Source organism: Agromyces sp. GL_144 (assembly GCF_057834305.1).
This window is the reverse complement of record NZ_CM174399.1, coordinates 1,270,010-1,286,509: the sequence shown is the minus strand read 5'-3', so window position 1 is coordinate 1,286,509 and position 16,500 is coordinate 1,270,010. Positions and strand designations below refer to the sequence as shown.

Annotated in this window: 13 protein-coding genes; 2 read left to right on the top strand and 11 right to left on the bottom strand. The window is 72.0% G+C overall.

The annotated features are described in order from the left end of the window. Positions 1-3: 3 nt before the first annotated feature. Entirely contained in the window at positions 4-1,032 is a 1,029-nt protein-coding gene (locus AC3IPY_RS05725; RefSeq protein ID WP_489187279.1) for an ABC transporter ATP-binding protein, read from the top strand. Next, entirely contained in the window at positions 1,029-1,727 is a 699-nt protein-coding gene (locus AC3IPY_RS05720) for an ABC transporter ATP-binding protein (protein ID WP_489187278.1), read from the top strand. The genes AC3IPY_RS05725 and AC3IPY_RS05720 overlap by 4 nt, the downstream gene beginning before the upstream one ends. Here the strand turns inward: AC3IPY_RS05720 and ddaH are convergent. From ddaH to AC3IPY_RS05665, 11 genes are all read right to left on the bottom strand, one after another. Further along, complete coding sequence (gene ddaH / locus AC3IPY_RS05715) at positions 1,699-2,952, bottom strand: dimethylargininase (protein ID WP_489187277.1); 1,254 nt, start codon at positions 2,950-2,952, stop codon at positions 1,699-1,701. The two genes, AC3IPY_RS05720 and ddaH, sit on opposite strands and share 29 nt — an antisense overlap. Before the next feature lie 31 nt (positions 2,953-2,983). Next, positions 2,984-4,153 carry a Glu/Leu/Phe/Val dehydrogenase family protein gene (locus AC3IPY_RS05710; RefSeq protein ID WP_489187276.1) on the bottom strand — a complete coding sequence of 390 codons (1,170 nt, stop codon included), beginning with the start codon at positions 4,151-4,153 and terminating at the stop codon, positions 2,984-2,986. A 732-nt stretch (positions 4,154-4,885) separates the two neighbouring features. Continuing rightward, positions 4,886-6,496: a bifunctional phosphoribosylaminoimidazolecarboxamide formyltransferase/IMP cyclohydrolase gene (gene purH, locus AC3IPY_RS05705; protein WP_489187275.1), complete on the bottom strand. Its 1,611-nt coding sequence runs from the start codon at positions 6,494-6,496 to the stop codon at positions 4,886-4,888. After that, positions 6,493-7,083, bottom strand: coding sequence for a phosphoribosylglycinamide formyltransferase (gene purN / locus AC3IPY_RS05700; protein WP_489187273.1), 591 nt, complete (start codon positions 7,081-7,083; stop codon positions 6,493-6,495). The genes purH and purN overlap by 4 nt, the downstream gene beginning before the upstream one ends. A 129-nt stretch (positions 7,084-7,212) precedes the next feature. Next, on the bottom strand, positions 7,213-8,688 hold the full coding sequence (locus tag AC3IPY_RS05695) for a cell division protein PerM (protein ID WP_489187271.1): 1,476 nt from the start codon (positions 8,686-8,688) through the stop codon (positions 7,213-7,215). 31 nt (positions 8,689-8,719) lie between these two features. Continuing rightward, positions 8,720-10,348: a hypothetical protein gene (locus tag AC3IPY_RS05690; RefSeq protein WP_489187270.1), complete on the bottom strand. Its 1,629-nt coding sequence runs from the start codon at positions 10,346-10,348 to the stop codon at positions 8,720-8,722. Between the two features lie 233 nt (positions 10,349-10,581). Further along, a complete protein-coding gene (locus AC3IPY_RS05685; protein WP_489187269.1) occupies positions 10,582-12,132 on the bottom strand; it encodes an APC family permease in 1,551 nt (516 codons plus the stop codon). 355 nt (positions 12,133-12,487) lie between these two features. Then, the gene (gene sucD / locus AC3IPY_RS05680; protein ID WP_489187268.1) at positions 12,488-13,390 is read right to left on the bottom strand and encodes a succinate--CoA ligase subunit alpha; all 903 of its coding nucleotides are present in this window, start codon (positions 13,388-13,390) and stop codon (positions 12,488-12,490) included. A 21-nt stretch (positions 13,391-13,411) separates the two neighbouring features. Further along, positions 13,412-14,578, bottom strand: a complete 1,167-nt coding sequence (gene sucC / locus AC3IPY_RS05675; protein WP_489187267.1) for an ADP-forming succinate--CoA ligase subunit beta — start codon at positions 14,576-14,578, stop codon at positions 13,412-13,414. A gap of 282 nt (positions 14,579-14,860) precedes the next feature. Continuing rightward, positions 14,861-15,955 carry an FUSC family protein gene (locus tag AC3IPY_RS05670; RefSeq protein ID WP_489187266.1) on the bottom strand — a complete coding sequence of 365 codons (1,095 nt, stop codon included), beginning with the start codon at positions 15,953-15,955 and terminating at the stop codon, positions 14,861-14,863. Next, positions 15,952-16,494: an NUDIX domain-containing protein gene (locus AC3IPY_RS05665; RefSeq protein ID WP_489187265.1), complete on the bottom strand. Its 543-nt coding sequence runs from the start codon at positions 16,492-16,494 to the stop codon at positions 15,952-15,954. The genes AC3IPY_RS05670 and AC3IPY_RS05665 overlap by 4 nt, the downstream gene beginning before the upstream one ends. Positions 16,495-16,500 lie beyond the last annotated feature (6 nt).

Genomic DNA, 16,500 nt, shown 5'->3' with positions numbered 1-16,500 from the left:
GACGTGGCTGACACGCTGACCCACCCGCACATCCTGTGCAACGACCTGGTGCGCATCTTCACGGCCGACGGGGTCGAGGTGCAGGCGCTGCAGGGGCTGAACCTGCGCGTCGACCCAGGCGAGATGGTCGCCGTCGTCGGCGCTTCGGGCTCGGGCAAGTCGACCCTGCTCACGATCCTCTCGGGCCTCGACACCGCCACGGCCGGCAGCGCGAGCGTGGCCGGTCACGACCTGCTCGCGATGCGGTCGCGCGAACGCGTCGAGTACCGTCGCCGCACGGTCGGCTTCGTCTGGCAGCAGACCTCTCGCAACCTGCTCCCCTACCTCACCGCCGCCGAGAACATCGCGCTCGCGATGAACGTCGCGCACGCCTTCCGCGGCGCAGCGCGGGCATCGCGCATCGACGAGCTGCTCGACCTGCTGCAGGTCGGCGAGTTCCGCGATCGCCGGCCCGCGGAGCTCTCGGGCGGGCAGCAGCAGCGCGTCGCGATCGCCGTCGCCCTCGCGAACGCACCGCTCGTGCTGCTCGCCGACGAACCGACCGGCGAGCTCGACGAGGCCACCTCCGCGAGCGTGCTCGAGGCCATGCGCAGCGTGAACGAGGAGCTCGGGGTCACCACGCTCATCGTCACCCACGACCCGACCGTGTCGGGGCACGTGCGGCGCACGGTGCAGATCCGCGACGGCCGCACCTCCACCGAGGTGCTGCGCTCGACCCGACTCGACGAGCACGGGGCCGAGGAGCACATCGCCGAGGAGTTCGCCGTGCTCGACCGCGTCGGCCGGCTGCAGCTCCCCCACGAGTTCGTGCAGCGGCTCGACCTGCGCGACCGGGTTCGCCTCGCGCTCGAGCCCGACCACGTCGGGGTGTGGCCCGGCAGCGGCGATGGCGGCGGCACCGGCATCGGCACCGAGACGCCCGGCGGCGGGTCGGTTCCCGAAGCGGATGCCGCGAGCTCGGCCGAGACCGATGCGACGACGGATGCCGCGATCCACGCCGATGACCGACCCACGACCGAGGAGCCGCGATGACCACGCTCAAGGCCGAGAACGTCAGCCGGGACTTCGAGACGGATGCCGGCGTCGTGCACGCCGTCGGCGAGGTCTCGCTCGAGGTGCGCCCCGGCGAACTGCTCGTCGTCACCGGGCCCTCGGGCGCGGGCAAGACGACGCTGCTGAACCTGCTCGGCGGACTCGACCGTCCGACGTCGGGGCGCGTGCTGCTCGGCGACGCCGACCTGTCCACGCTCGGCGACGACGAGCTCGCGGCCATGCGGCGCGAGCAGCTCGGGTACGTCTTCCAGTCGTTCGGGCTGATCCCGGTGCTCTCCGCATCCGAGAACGTCGAGGTGCCGCTGCGACTGCTGCGCATGGCGCCCGCCGAACGCGACGCGCGTGTGACCGAGGCGCTCGACGCCGTCGGACTGGGCGCCCACGGCGCGCAGCGACCGTACGAGCTCTCGGGCGGCCAGCAGCGCCGCGTCGGCATCGCCAGGGCGATCGCGGCGCGGCCGCGACTGCTGCTCGCCGACGAGCCGACGGGTCAGCTCGACAGCAGCACTGCGGCCACGGTCATGGACCTCATCGGCGACCTCGTGCACGCCCGCGGCGTGGCCGCCGTCGTCACGACGCATGACCCCGCGCTCGCGGGGCGCGCCGACCGCGTGCTCGAACTGCACGACGGCCGGGTGCGATCGATCAGCGCACCCGCACCGACAGGCACGTGACGCAGCCCTCGAGCTTCTCGAACTCGCTGATGTCGACCGTGACGACGCGGTAGCCGAGGTTCGAGAGCATCGCCGCGGTCTGCGGCGCGGCCGAGGACATGAGCAGCGACTCGTCGCTCAACGCGACCACGGCCACGCCCTCGGGCTCGACCACGGGCAGGAACCGCGGGAACAGGCTCGGCACGTCGATGCGCTCGACGTCGCCGATGACCGTGCCGTCGGGCAGCGCGGTCACGGCGCTCTTGAGGTGCAGGGCCTTGGTGAGCGGCACCGCGACGACCTCGTAGCCGTGCGGGGCGAGCAACGCCCGCAGCTGGCGGATGCCCTCGGCGTTCGTGCGCGAACCCGCGCCGACGTAGACGGTGGAGCCGACCTTCAGCACGTCGCCGCCGTCGAGGGTGCCGGGGGCGAGGATGCTCGCCACGCTGATGCCCGGGATCGACCGGACCGCGCGCTCGACCGCGTCGACCTCCGGGCGGCGCGAGGGCGCCCCCGGGTACGCGAGCACGGCGAGGTCGCCGAACATCACCACGGCGTCTTCGACGAAGACGGAGTCGGCGAGCTCGGGGGCGGCGTCGACCTCGATCGTCTCCCATCCCTCGGCGACGAGGGCCGCGCAGTAGTTGTCCCACTGCTCGTCGGCCAGCGCGTGGTCGACGGGCCGTCGCTCGAGGTGGGTGAGCAGGCCCTCGTCGAGGTTCGTCGCGGGGATGCGCACGAGCGCGATGCGGCGCGCCGCCCGCTCGGGCGCGTACTCGAGGATCGCGCGCAGCACGCGCGGCGCGAGGAACATCTCACCCGCGATGACGGCGAGGATGAACACGAGGTTGAGGCTCACGAGCGAGCCCACGACGAACAGGAACAGCGGGCCCGAGAGCGGGTTGCCGACAGCGGCCGCCGTGACCGTGGTCGCGAGGAGGGCGGCGAGGCAGGCCGAGGTGAAGCCCGTGATGAGCGTGAGGAACCACGCCCTCGTGGCGCCGGCGGCGTTCGCGACCGAGAGCAGCACGAAGGCGATGAACGCCGCGAGCGTGAAGTGCCCGGCGAGCTGGCCGAAGGTGTTCGGCGTCTGCCCGTTGCCGATGAAGAACGCGAACAGCGCGATGAGCGCGGCGAGCACGGCGACCGCCGCCGACGAGGCGAACACGGCGAGCACGCGGCGTCCGGGGGTCGGCGCGGGCTTGAACCGGGCAGGGCTCACGGGCGTGGCGGCGGGGGACGTCATGCGGACGAGCCTAGCGGCCCCCGCCACCCGCTCAGACCGCGGCTTCGAGGCGGGCCCGTGCGAGGCGCTCGGCGGCCGCCAGCGTCGTGGTTCCGTGTTCTTCGGCCGATCGCAGCACGGATGCCACGGTGTCGCCGATGCCCGCGATGCGCGCGTCGAGCTCGGCCTGGACCGCGCCCGGCTCGCTCGCGACGTCGAGGTAGATGACCCCGCCGGCGTTCACGACGAAGTCGGGGGCCCAGACGATGCCGCGCTCGGTCAGCAGGCCGGCCACCTCGCGGCTCGCGAGTTGGTTGTTCGCGGCTCCGACCACGGCGCGCACGCGCAGGTCGCCCACCACCTCAGCCGTGAGCACGCCGCCGAGCCCGCACGGGACGAAAACGTCGGCGCCGACGAGGTGGGCCTGCTGCGGGTCGACCCAGGCCGCGCCGAGCTCGTCGGCGAGCGCACGCTTGCCGTCGGCGACATCCGTCACCGTCAGGCGCGCACCGCCCGCGGCGAGCGAGCGGGCGAGGCGACCGCCGACCTGGCCGAGGCCCGAGATCACGAGGTGGCGGCCGGCGAGGTCGCGCGTGCCGAAGACGTGCTCGAGCGTCGCCAGGATGGAGGCGTGCACGCCGGCCGCGGTCGCGTCGGCGGGCTCGCCGACGCCGCCCTGCTCGGGCGGGAGGCCGCAGACGTGGGCGGTGCGCTCGGCGACGACGGCCATGAGCTCGGCGCTCGTGCCGACGTCTTCGGCGGTCATGTAGGCGCCGCCGAGCGACTCGACGGCGTCGCCGAGGTCGAGCATCGCGGCGCGGGTGCCGCGCTCGTCGAGCGAGACGCCCTCTGGGATCACGACCACGGACTTGCCGCCGCCGCGCGCGAGGCCGGCCGCGGCGTTCTTCATGGTCATCGCCTGCGAGAGGCGCAGGGCGTCGGCGAGGCCGTCGGTCCAGCTCGCGTAGCGCCAGAGTCGAGCGCCGCCGAGGGCCTGCCCGAGTCGCGTGGAGTGCACCGCGACGATGATGGTGAGCCCGGAGCGGCGACCGTGCGTGATGAGCACGCGCTCGTGGTCGGGGGCTTCGAGCGGGAGCGCGGCGGCTGCGGCCGGGATCGTGCTGGTTCGGGTTGCTGCACCTGTCGCCGGTGCACCGGTTGCCGGTGAACCTGCTGCTGCGCCTGCCGCGAGGGGTTCGGTCAGGGCGTGGCTGATCGTCATCGATCGTTCTCCTTGTTCATCCGCCTTGTGGGCGGAACGGTTGCCGGCGCCTCATGAGCGCCGCTGCCTCAAGGATACCGCCGCCGCCTCTTCGCCACGCGGTGCGGGAGCCGTTCGCCGCCGGCTGCCCGGCGGCCCGCCCGCCTGCCCGAGTTCGCCGACCGATCGACCCCTGCATGGCCGGGGTGGATCGCCCGCCGGTTCCGCGAGGTCCCGCCGAAGCCCGGCGAGGTCCCGCCGAAGTCCGGCGAGGTCCCGCGAGGTCCCGCGGGGTCCCGCGGGGCCGCCCGTGAATCGGCGGCTACACGGCTACACGGCTACACGGCTACACGACTACACGACTACACGGCCACACGACTACACGACTACACGGCCACACGGCCACACGGCCACACGGCCACACGGCCACACGGCCACACGGCCACACGGCCACACGGCCACAGCATGCGGAGAAGAGGCCCAACAGCCGAGCACCAGACCGGCCCTGCGTGGTCGCACGTTCAGAACTCGCGCCACTTCGCCACTTCGCCACTTCGCCACCGAGTTCCACGGCGGATACTGCGCTGACCGCACCGTGCCGCGGCATCCGCTTCCACCCCAGCGGAAGCGTCGCGCGAAGGCGACACTCCGCGCAGGAGAAGCCCAGCACAGAGGCCCAGCGCAGACGCCCGGCACCGCAGACGCTCGGCACCGCAGACGCCCGGCGCAAGTCGCGCTCAGTGGAAGTCGCGCTCAGTGGAAGAAGTGCCGCTCGCCCGTGAAGTACATCGTGACGCCGGCCGCGCGGGCGGCTTCGACGACCTCGTCGTCGCGGATGGATCCGCCGGGCTGCACGACCGCGCGCACCCCGCCGTCGAGCAGGATCTGCAGTCCGTCGGCGAACGGGAAGAAGGCGTCGGATGCCGCGACCGAACCGGACGCCCGGTCGCCCGCGCGCTCGACCGCGAGCTTGCACGAGTCGACGCGGTTGACCTGGCCCATGCCGACGCCGACCGAGGCGCCGTCGGAGGCGAGCAGGATCGCGTTCGACTTCACGGCGCGGCAGGCCCGCCACGCGAACTCGAGGTCGGCGAGGGTCGCCTCGTCAGCCGGCTCCCCTGCGGCGAGGGTCCACTCCGCGGCGGGCGCGAAGTGCCGGTCGGACTGCTGCAGCAGCAGTCCGCCCGAGACCTGCTTCAGCTCCACGACCGTGGACTCGAAACCCTCGGGCAGTGTGAGCAGGCGGATGTTCTTCTTCTTCGCGAGCAGCTCGAACGCCTCGGCCTCGAACGCGGGCGCGATGAGCACCTCGGTGAAGATGCCCGAGACCGTCTCGGCCATCTCGAGCGTGACGATGCGGTTCGCCGCGATCACGCCGCCGAACGCCGACACGGGGTCGCATTCGTGCGCGCGCCGGTGGGCGTCGGCGATGGGGTCGGTCGCCCCGGCCGAGGCCACGGCGATGCCGCACGGGTTCGCGTGCTTGATGATCGCGACCGCGGGCTCGTCGAAGTCGAACGCGGAGCGCACTGCGGCATCGGCGTCGACGTAGTTGTTGTACGACATCTCCTTTCCGTGCAGCAGCACGGCCTGCGCGATGCCGGGGCGCCCTCCGTTGGAGGCGTACAGCGCGGCCCGCTGGTGCGAGTTCTCGCCGTAGCGCAGGTCGGTGTCCTTCGACCACGTGCCGCCGACCCAGGCCGGGAACGGGGACTCCTCGGCGGGCTGATCGGGCGCGACGACGCTGCCGATGTACGAGGCGACGGCCACGTCGTACGACGCCGTGTGGCGGAACGCCTCGCGAGCGAGCACCTGGCGCTGGGCGAGCGTGGTCCCGCCGGCGACGACCGCGGCGGCGATCTCGTCGTAGCGGTCGGGCGAGACGACGACCGCGACGTTCGCGTGGTTCTTCGCCGAGGCGCGCACCATGGCGGGCCCGCCGATGTCGATCTGCTCGATCGCCTCGTCGGGCGCGGCACCCGCGGCGACGGTCTCGGTGAACGGGTAGAGGTTCACGACCACGAGCTCGTAGGGCTTGATGTCGAGCTCGGCGAGCTGGGTCTCGTGGTGCTGCAGGCGCAGGTCGGCGAGCAGGCCAGAGTGCACGGCGGGGTGCAGCGTGCGCACGCGCCCGTCGAGGTGCTCGGGGTAGCCGGTCACCTCGGCGACCTGCGTGACCGGCAGGCCCGCGTCGGCGATCGCCTTGCCGGTGCCGCCCGTGGAGACGACCTCGACGCCCGCCTCGATGAGCTTCGTCGCGAGTTCGACGAGGCCGCGCTTGTCGCTCACGGCGATGAGGGCGCGGCGCACGGGCACCACGTCGCGGGGTCGGTAGAGGCTCGGATCGATCGTGGCTGCGCTCATCGGGCGAGCTCCTTCAGGTCGAGGTGGGCGTTGGCGATGTCGAGCACGGCCTGGATGAGCAGGCGCCGCTCGACGGGCTTGATGCGGTCGTGCAGCGACGACTCCGTGTCGCCCGGCAGCACGGGCACGCGCTCCTGCGCGATGATGGGGCCCCCGTCGACGGAGTTGTCGACGACGATGAGGCTCGCGCCGGTCTGCTCGACCCCGGCGGCGAGGGCGTCGCGCACGCCGTGCGCGCCCGGGAACTCGGGCAGGTAGGCGGGGTGCGTGTTGATGAGCTGCGGCGAGAACGCGTCGACCACGGCCGGCGGAACGAGCCGCATGAGCCCCGACAGGATGACGAGGTCGGGCTCCCAGAGCCGCACCTGCTCGATGAGCTCGGCGCCCCAGGCGTCGCGGTCGGGGAACGCGGTGAACGGCACCGTGAAGGTCGGGATGCCGAACTCCTCGCCGAGCGCGAGCCCGTCGGCGTCGCGGTCGGCGCCGATCGCGACCACCCGGGCCGGGAATCGGGCGTCTTCGGAGGCCTCGAGGAGCGAACGCAGGTTGGATCCGGTGCCAGAGATGAGCACGACGAGCTTCAGCACCATCCGAGCCTACCGGGTGGGCGGCGTCGCCTCGTTCCGGCGCATGCCGCCGGGCCGGCCTCCGCCGCTCGAGTGGGAGCCCCGGCCCTCGCGCCCGTATCGAGACCAGCGGATGCCGCCGGGCCGGCGTCAGCGGTCGGCCGAGTCGCCGCGGTCCCGACGCCACCAGGGCACGTCGTCCTCTTCGCGCGTCGGCTCGGACCTCGGAGGCTCGGGGGTCGACACGGAGACGACCGGCTCCGACGCCGGCAGCGGATCGAACGCCTCCGTCGCGTCGAACGCCTCGGTCGCGGCATCCGCTCGCCCTGCCGCTCGAGGAACGTCGTCGTCGCGGCGCGCGAGCGAGGTGCCCGCCGATGCCCCGGCGAAGGATGTCGCGCCGTCGGCGCGTTCGGTGCGCCCGGCGAACGCCGCATAGCCGCCCGCGAGCGCGCCGAGCCCGACCGTGATCGCGGCGACGAGGCCGACGGCGAACCCGTCGGGGCCGACGACCGCCAGGCGACCCGGGCCCACGGCGCCCGACGACCACCTCGCGAGCAGGCCGATCATGAGGCCCGCGACGAGGGCCGAGCCCGCGGCCACCGCGAGCGGCCGCCACCACTCCACCTCGGTCGAGGCGCGGCGACGCTCGGCCCCCACGATCCAGGCGCCGACGAACCCGAGCAGCACCGGCACGACCAGGAGCAGTGCGCCGAGCAGCGGGGCCGCACCGGGCAGGGCGCCGAGCACCGGGATTCCGGGCACCGGGCCGAGCAGGGTGCCGCCGGGAGCGACCGAGGTTCCGGCTCCGAGGGCGAATCCGGGGCCGAGCATCCACGCGGCCGCCCACACGACGAGGTTCGGAAGCACCGCGAGTTCGGCCATCGTCAGGGCGATGCCGCCGTCGACGCCCGCGTCGAGCGCCTGGTAGAGGCTCGCGATCGTCGCGTAGTCGACGATGATCACGATGCCGAGCAGGGCCGCCGCGAACGAGAGCACCCCGAACGCCGCTCCCCCGCCGACGCGCATCGCCGCAGCGGTGATCTCGCCGACGAGCGGTGGCACGGACTGCACCGCCCTGCGCACGAAGCCGGCGTTGGCGACATCCGTCGACGGGTTGCGCACCGATTCCTCGATCGCGCCGGCCAGTGCCCCGAGGCCGACGACGAACGCCGGCAGTCCGATCGCCCACCACGGGTTCGTGTGCAGCGCGGGCGTGTCGGCGAGGGTCGCGGCGCCGGCGCCCGCCGCACCGTAGACGACCATCGCGGCGATCGCGCCCGTGAGCGCGTGGCCGCCGACGGCCGATCGTCGGCCGATGCGCACGCCGGCCGCGAAGCTCAGCAGGGCGATGCCGAGCAGGGCGATCGCGATCGGGAACGGGTCGCCCGCACCCGGCAGCCCGGTGGTCGCGGCGATCAGCGGATCGATCTGCACGGTCACGTTCACGCCGTGGCCGAGCAGCCACACCCCCGCGGCCGCATGCACGAAGGCCATCGCGTCGACCGCGAGCCCGAAGTGCACGGCCCAGAGCAGCATCAACGGCACGAACGCGAGCGCGAAGCCGATGAGCGCCGCGACGACCGCCTCCAGCGAGGCGAGCAGGGCGATGGTCGGGCGTCTCATTCCTCCGGGAGCCTAGCCCGGAGTGGCACCCTCACTCGGCAGGACGCCCGCGCTTCTTCGGACTCGTCGACCTCGACGCCGGCTTCGATGCGGGCGCCCCGCCCACGTCGATGACGTCGGTCGCCTTGGCGTCTTCTGAGACGTCGGCCTCGATCTCGGCGCCGGGTGCCTCGACGAGCACGGCCGTGTCGGTCGCGGAGCCCTCCTCGACGCCGACGAGCACCGCGGTGTCGCCGTCGAGGTCGGTCGCGGCATCCGTCGCCTCGTCATCGAGCAGGACAGATGCCTCGGCCTCGGCCAGCTCGGCCTCGGCGGCCGCCGCATCGGCCTCGGCGACCTCGACCGGCGGGCGCTGCAGCAGCTCGACGATCGCGATGAGCACGAGCGCGATGACGAGGGTCCAGACGACGAGCCCCATGGAGATCGGCCGCACGAACAGGATCAGGGCGACCGCGCCGAGCATGATGACGGCGAACACGACCCCGCGCTGCCGGCCGAGCCACGCACCGAACGAGCCAGTGGTCAGGCCGCGCTCGGCCGCCGAGCGGCGCACCGATCCGAAGCCGGCATCGGCGAACCCGCGCAGCTTCGTCGGCAGCGCACCCGGGCCGCTGAGCCACGCGAACAGCGCGACGACGACCGCGAAGACGACGAGCGCGATGGTCGTGGCGAACATGCGGTCGATGATCTGGTCGTAGATCACCTCGGCCGCCCCCGTCGGCACGATGCCCGGCGAGACGCTGCCGATGAAGTAGAGACGCCCGATGCCGAAGCCGCTCGCGAGGATCGCGAGCACGACGGCCAGGGTCGATGCCGTCCAGATGATGGCCGTGCGCCGACGCGGGGCGACCAGGATGCCGCCGATGAGGAAGAGCAGCGCGACCCACGGCAGCCAGGTGCCGGCCGAGACGGCGAGTCCGTAGGCGATCTGCACGGTCGTGAGCGACTCGGACTTGGCCACGACGATCGTCTTGTCGATCGCCGGGATCGCCGAGGCGAAGCCGACGCCCGCGTCGACCAGCCGTTGCTTGACCGCCTCGATGATGGGCCCCAGCTGGATGCCGATCTCGCCCGAGTCCGTGATCTGCAACGCCGCGTCGGGGTCGCCCTGCAACGCCGCGATCACCTGGGTGTGCGTCGTGCGCAACGCCTGCTCGAAGATGTCGCCGAAGGCGTCGGAGGTCACGAACCGGTTCACGATCTGGCCGATGAGCGACTCGATGCCCTGCGTGGCCGGCCCCTCGAGCAGCTGCAGCGCCTGCTCCGCACGCGGCGGCAGGCCGAGCTCCGAGATGCCGTCGAAGACCGACGAGGTCAGGCTCTCGATGTTCGCCGCATCGATGATCGCCGTCGTCGCCTCGTCGGCGACGTACGCCTGCACGGCCGGGTCGTCGGCGATGGGCGCGAAGGTGGCGACGAAGGTGTCGGTGTCGACGAGCTGGTTCTTCGCCCACCCGCCGAGCACGGCGACCGGGGTCAGGATGGCGCCGATGAGCACGAGGATCGTGGCCACGGCGACGCGCGCACGACCGGTCGAACGCTTGGGCGCGCGGGCCGCGGACGCCTCGCGGGGCGTCACCGCCTCGTCGCGCAGCCGGGCGTTCTCGGCCTCGAGCGCCTCGATCCTGGCCAGGAGTTCGTCGTCCCGCGTCTGTGCCATGCCATCCCCCTCGGACTCGCCTTCCCACACCATATCGGCGGGCGTGCCGCGGGCGCATCAGTTGCGCGCACGATGACGCGAGGGATTCATGCGGCACGCGGCATCCGCTCGCCCTGACCGTCGGCACGCTGATCAGAATTCAGGATGCCGCGAGCATTCGCCCGCAGAAACCCGCGGATGCCGCCGCGAACCGTTGCCCATAAACGTCACTTGTTCCTGAATTCTGCGGGGGGTCAGATGCCGCCGTCGACCGAGCGGATCTGCACCTGCTCGCTGTCGGGCACGAGCACCTCGGTGTCGCGGTTCAGCGACTCGCCGCGGAAGAACGGCTTCGAGCGCGGGAAGAACGACCACACGACCATGAGCACGGCGCCGAGCGCGAGCGATCCGACGCCGACGACGAACACGCCGCCGACCCCGAACAGCACGGTGTACCCGTAGTCGGGGTCGAGCATGTCGATCGCCGAGTAGACGAACGCGAACGTGAGCAGGCCCGCGCCGACGAGCGGGAACACGAGCCGGTTCCAGAAGTTGGCCCACGACGAGAACAGCGTCCTGCGGAAGTACCAGACGCAGGCGAACCCCGTGATGGCGTAGTAGAAGGCGATCGCGAGCCCGAGCGAGAGGATCGTGTCCTGCAGGATGTTGTCGCTGATGAGCGTCATGCCGACGTAGAAGCAGATCGCCACGAATCCCATGAGCAGCGTCGAGAACGACGGCGTGTGGAAGCGGGGGTGCACCGTCGCGAACCGCTTCGGCAGCGCCTTGTAGACCGCCATCGCGAGGGTGCCGCGCGCGGTCGGCAGGATCGTCGTCTGGGTCGACGACACGGCCGAGATCATGACCGCCACGACGAGCAGCCACGCCCACGGTCCGAACAGGGCGTCCTTCACGGCGAAGAACACGTCGTCGGCGTTCGCCTCGTTGCCGAGCCCCATGCCCGTCTCGCCGAGACCCGAGTACGACATCGCGGCGACCGTGACGCCGACGTAGGTGACGAGCAGGATGACGGTCGTGAGCACGGCGGCCCGGCCCGGGATGCGCTTGGGGTCGCGGGTCTCCTCGTTGAGCGCGAGGCAGGTGTCCCAGCCCCAGTAGATGAAGAGGGCGAGCAGCACGGACTCGATGAAGCCGTCGAACGACGAGAACGCGAACGGGTCGAACCAACTCCACTGCGGCGTGGTCGAGCCCTCGGGAGCGGTGCCGGAGATCACGGCCCAGCCCGCGAAGACGACGAAGAGCACTAGCGCGAGGTACTGCACGCCGAGCAGCACGTTCTGCATGCGCTCGCCGATCTCGAGGCCGCGCCAGCTGATCCAGCTCATGAGCGCGATGAAGACGACGCCGGTGATCGTGACGATCGGCACGTTCTCGGCGAGGTCGGGCGCCACGAGCAGCCAGAAGTAGATGCCGCCGATCTGCGCGAGGTTCGCGAGCACGACGGTGCCCGCGACCGCGACGCCCCAGCCGCCCATCCACCCGACCCACGGACCGAACGCCTTCGTCGCCCAGGTGAAGGTCGTGCCGCAGTCGGGCACGTCGCGATTGAGCTCTCTGTAGGCGAACGCGATGAGCAGCATCGGCACGAACGCGATGATGAACGCGATGGGCGCCTGCTCGCCGACCGTGAGCACGACGAAGCCGAGCGTCGCGGCGAGCGAGTAGACGGGTGCCGTCGAGGCGAGCCCGATGACCGTGGAACCCCACAGGCCGAGCGTCCCGGCCGCGAGGCCCTTGCCCGCGCTGCCGTCGTGCGTTCCGGCTGGCTCCGTCTGCGTCGACATCGCTCCCCCTCCCCGGGTGGCCGTCGAGCGCAGGCTAGCACGCGCGCCGTTGCGCCAGAAGGCACCTCTTCGGGTCGTCGACGCCCTGCCGCCGTGCGTCCTGCCGGCCCCTGCCGCCGAGCCGTGTCGCCGAGCCGTGTCGCCGACCACGAGCGCGAGCAGATGCGACGAGCGCGCGGTTCCCGGACACGCGCACTCGTCGCATCTGCTCGCATTCGAGATCACGCAGGCATGCGCGCGCCCGAAACGCGAGAACGCGACTCCCGGGCGGGAGTCGCGTTCTCGGTGGTGCGTGAATGCCCCGAGCGGATGCCACGGTGCAGCCTCTCGGCTGCGGCGGCGTTCGCCCTGCCTGCTACAGCGCGGCGTAGACCTCGCGGAGCAGGGTCGCCGTCTCGGACGGCGTCTTGCCGACCTTGACGCCGGCGGCCTCGAGGGCCTCCTTCTTCGCCTGCGCGGTGCCGGCCGAGCCGGACACGATCGCACCGGCGTGGCCCATGGTCTTGCCCTCGGGGGCGGTGAAGCCCGCGACGTAGCCGACGACCGGCTTCGTGACGTTGGCCTTGATGAAATCGGCCGCGCGCTCTTCGGCGTCGCCGCCGATCTCGCCGATCATGACGATGGCCTTCGTCTCGGGGTCGGCCTCGAACGCCGCGAGGGCGTCGATGTGCGTCGTGCCGATGATGGGGTCGCCGCCGATGCCGATGGCGGTCGAGAAGCCGAGGTCGCGCAGCTCGTACATCATCTGGTACGTGAGCGTGCCCGACTTGGAGACGAGGCCGATCGGGCCCTTGCCGGTGATGTTCGCCGGGGTGATGCCGACGAGCGACTCACCGGGGCTGATGATGCCGGGGCAGTTCGGGCCGATGATGCGGGTCGTGTCGCCCTTCTCCTTGGCGTACGCCCAGAACTCCGCGGAGTCTTGAACGGGCACGCCCTCGGTGATGATCACGAGGAGCGGGATCTCGGCGTCGATGGCCTCGACCACGGCGTCTTTCGTGAACGCCGGGGGCACGAACGCGATCGAGACATCCGCGCCGGTCTGCTCGATGGCCTCGGCCACCGTGGCGAACACGGGGAGTTCGACCGAGTTGCCGGCGGCGTCGGTGTGCAGCACGGTGGTGCCGGCCTTGCGTGCGTTCACGCCGCCGACCACCTGGGTGCCCGCCGCGAGCATGCGCGCGGTGTGCTTGGAGCCCTCGCCGCCGGTGATGCCCTGGACGATGACCTTGGAGTCCTTGTTGAGGAAGATCGTCATTGCTCTGCAGTCCTTCTTCTACTACGCGGCGTTCGCGAGCTCGGCGGCCTTGTCGGCGCCCTGGTCCATGTTCTCGGCGAGGGTGACGAGCGGGTGCGCGGCCTCCTCGAGGATGCGGCGGCCCTCGACGACGTTGTTGCCGTCGAGACGCACGACGAGCGGCTTGTTCGCGGTCGAGCCGAGCTCGGCGAGCGCGCCGACGATGCCCTTGGCGACCTGGTCGCATGCCGTGATGCCGCCGAAGACGTTCACGAACACGCTCTTGACCTGCGGGTCGCCGAGGATGATGCCGAGGCCGTTGGCCATGACCTCTGCCGAGGCTCCGCCGCCGATGTCGAGGAAGTTGGCGGGCTTGACGCCGCCGTGGTTCTCGCCGGCGTAGGCGACGACGTCGAGCGTGGACATGACCAGCCCGGCGCCGTTGCCGATGATGCCGACCTCGCCGTCGAGCTTGACGTAGTTGAGCTCGAGCTCCTTCGCCTTCGCCTCGAGGGGGTCGGCCGCGGCCTTGTCTTCGAGGAGGGCGTGGTTGGCGTGACGGAACTCGGCGTTCTCGTCGAGCGTGACCTTGCCGTCGAGGGCGATGACGTTGCCGTCTTCGTCGAGGATGAGCGGGTTGACCTCGACGAGAGTCGCGTCTTCGCCCTTGTAGACCTCGTAGAGCTTCACGAAGACGTCGGCGACCTTGTCGACCAGGTCGGCCGGGAAGTTGGCGGCGACCGCGATCTCACGGGCCTTCGCCGCGTCGATGCCGGCGATCGGGTCGACCTCGATGCGCGCGAGCGCCTCGGGCTTCTCGACGGCGAGCTGCTCGATCTCCATGCCGCCCTCGACGCTCGTGAGCGAGAGGTAGGAGCGGTTGGCGCGGTCGAGCAGCACCGAGAAGTAGAACTCCTGGGCGATGCGGGCGCCGCCGGCGACCATGACGCGCTTGACGACGTGGCCCTTGATGTCGAGGCCGAGGATGGCCTGGGCCGCCTCGAACGCCTCGTCGGGGGTCTTCGCGACCTTGACGCCGCCGGCCTTGCCGCGGCCGCCGGTCTTCACCTGCGCCTTGACGACGACCACGCCGCCGAGCTTCTCAGCGGCTGCACGCACCTCTTCGGCGGTGTCGGCGACGATGCCAGGGAGCACCGGCACCCCGTACTGTTCGAACAGGTCTCTGGCCTGGTACTCGTAAAGATCCACGCTCTACTTCCAATCGGTCCGCACGCGCGACCGCGCACAGTGGCTGGTGGGTGTCGCCCCGCGAAAGTCTCTCGAAGTCGAGAGATACGGGACCGTCGTCCATGCTACTCCGCTTGCGGGAGCCCTCAGAATCGTGCGTGCGGTGGACATCGGGCTCATTGCCGGTTCACGGGCGTCGGATGCCGCGGCTCGTGCTCGTCTCACGGCGATCGGATGCCGCGACCCGGCGCCCGGCTGCAGGCGATCGGATGCCGCAGCTCGGGCACCCGGCACGCGCACGCGTCAGGGGCGCTGCGGCCCGACGCTCGGCATGGTGCCGGTCGGCGGCGGCATCGGCCGCAGCTCGACGAAGCGCCGCGCGGCGAGCACGGCGAGCAGGCCGACGGCCGCGCCGAGCACGGTCTCGAGCACGCGGTCGGCCAGCAGCCCCACGAGCGGCGCGGGCGAGGCGAGGTGCACGACCGTGAGGGCGAGCGGCGTGACGAAGACGAGCGCCGCCCCGTAGTGCCGGCCGACGAGGATCTCGGCGCCGAACTGGCAGAGCGCGATCACGATGATGAGCACCCACGGCGGCGGCCCGGGCCAGAGCACGAGTCCGGTGACGACGACGCCGATCAGGGTGCCGACGACCCGGTGCACGGCCCGTTGCGCGGTATGCGCCGCTCGCGCGGGCGGGATCACGGCGACGGCGCTGACGACGGCCCAGTACGGGTGCCCGAGGCCGAGGGCGATCGCGATCGCGCCGGCGACGAGCGCGGCCACGACGTTCTGCACGACGTTGAGTCGGAGCCGCGGGTCGGACCAGACGCGCATGCGCATCGGCGTGCGCCGGGCCAGTTCGCGGAACACGGCGCTCGTGCGTGGCGGGGCTGCACGACGCAGGAGCCATCCCGACATCGCGAGCAGCCAGGCGAACCCGGCGGCCGCCCACGCGACGCCCCAGCGTTGCCAACCCGTGCCGTCGTCGACGGGCTGGGCGGCGCACACGAGCAGGCCGAAGACCGCGAACAGCGGGCCCGACGGCGTGACGCCCAGCAGGTTGAACGCGACGATCACGGCGGCGATGAGCACCGCGAGCACGACCGCCTCGACCGCGATCGGGGCCGCCGTCGCCGCGAGCAGGATGCCGAGCCCGGTGGCCGCGAGTTGGGCGGCCGCCGCCGTGGTGACCGTGCGGACGCGGGTGCGGTACGGCTCGCTGCGACCGAAGATCGCGGTCATGGCGCCGAATGCGGCGTAGGCCGCGTAGTCGGTGCGCCCGATCGCGACGAGCACGGCGAGCGGGACGGCCGCGGCGATGGCCGCACGCAGGGCGACCTCGACGTCGAGGGTGCGGAACTCCCGCCACCACCGGCCGGCAGCCCGCGCGGGGCTCACGAGATGCGGCCCAGATGCACCGCCGCGAACCCGAGCGCGGCGATCGTCTCGCCGTCGGTGATCTCGCCGGAACGCACGAGCCGCCAGACCTCCGGCCACGGCACCGCGCGCACCTGGCTGATGCCCTCTTCGGTCTGCGAGTGCAGGGCGGATGCCGCGGGCCGGAGCCCGGTCGCGAGGAACACGTGCTCCGGCGCCTTGGCGATGCCGTTGAGCGCCGTCATGAAGCCGATGCCGGCCCAGTGCTCGGCCTCGTACCCGGTCTCTTCGAGCAGCTCGCGCCGTGCGGCGAGGAGCGGGTCTTCACCGTCGGACCCGCCGGCGGGCACCTCGATCGAGGTGCCGACGGTGTGCCGGTCGACCGTGACGAGCAGCACCTCGTCGTCGTCGGTCATGGCCACGACGAACACGGCGTCGTGCCGCATCTCGACGACGCCGTAGATGCCGGTCTCGCCGTCGGGTCGAACGACCTCGTCTTCGACGACGCGGATCCAGGGGTTCTCGTACACCGCGCGGGTGGAGCGGATCGGCCAGGCCATCGGGGT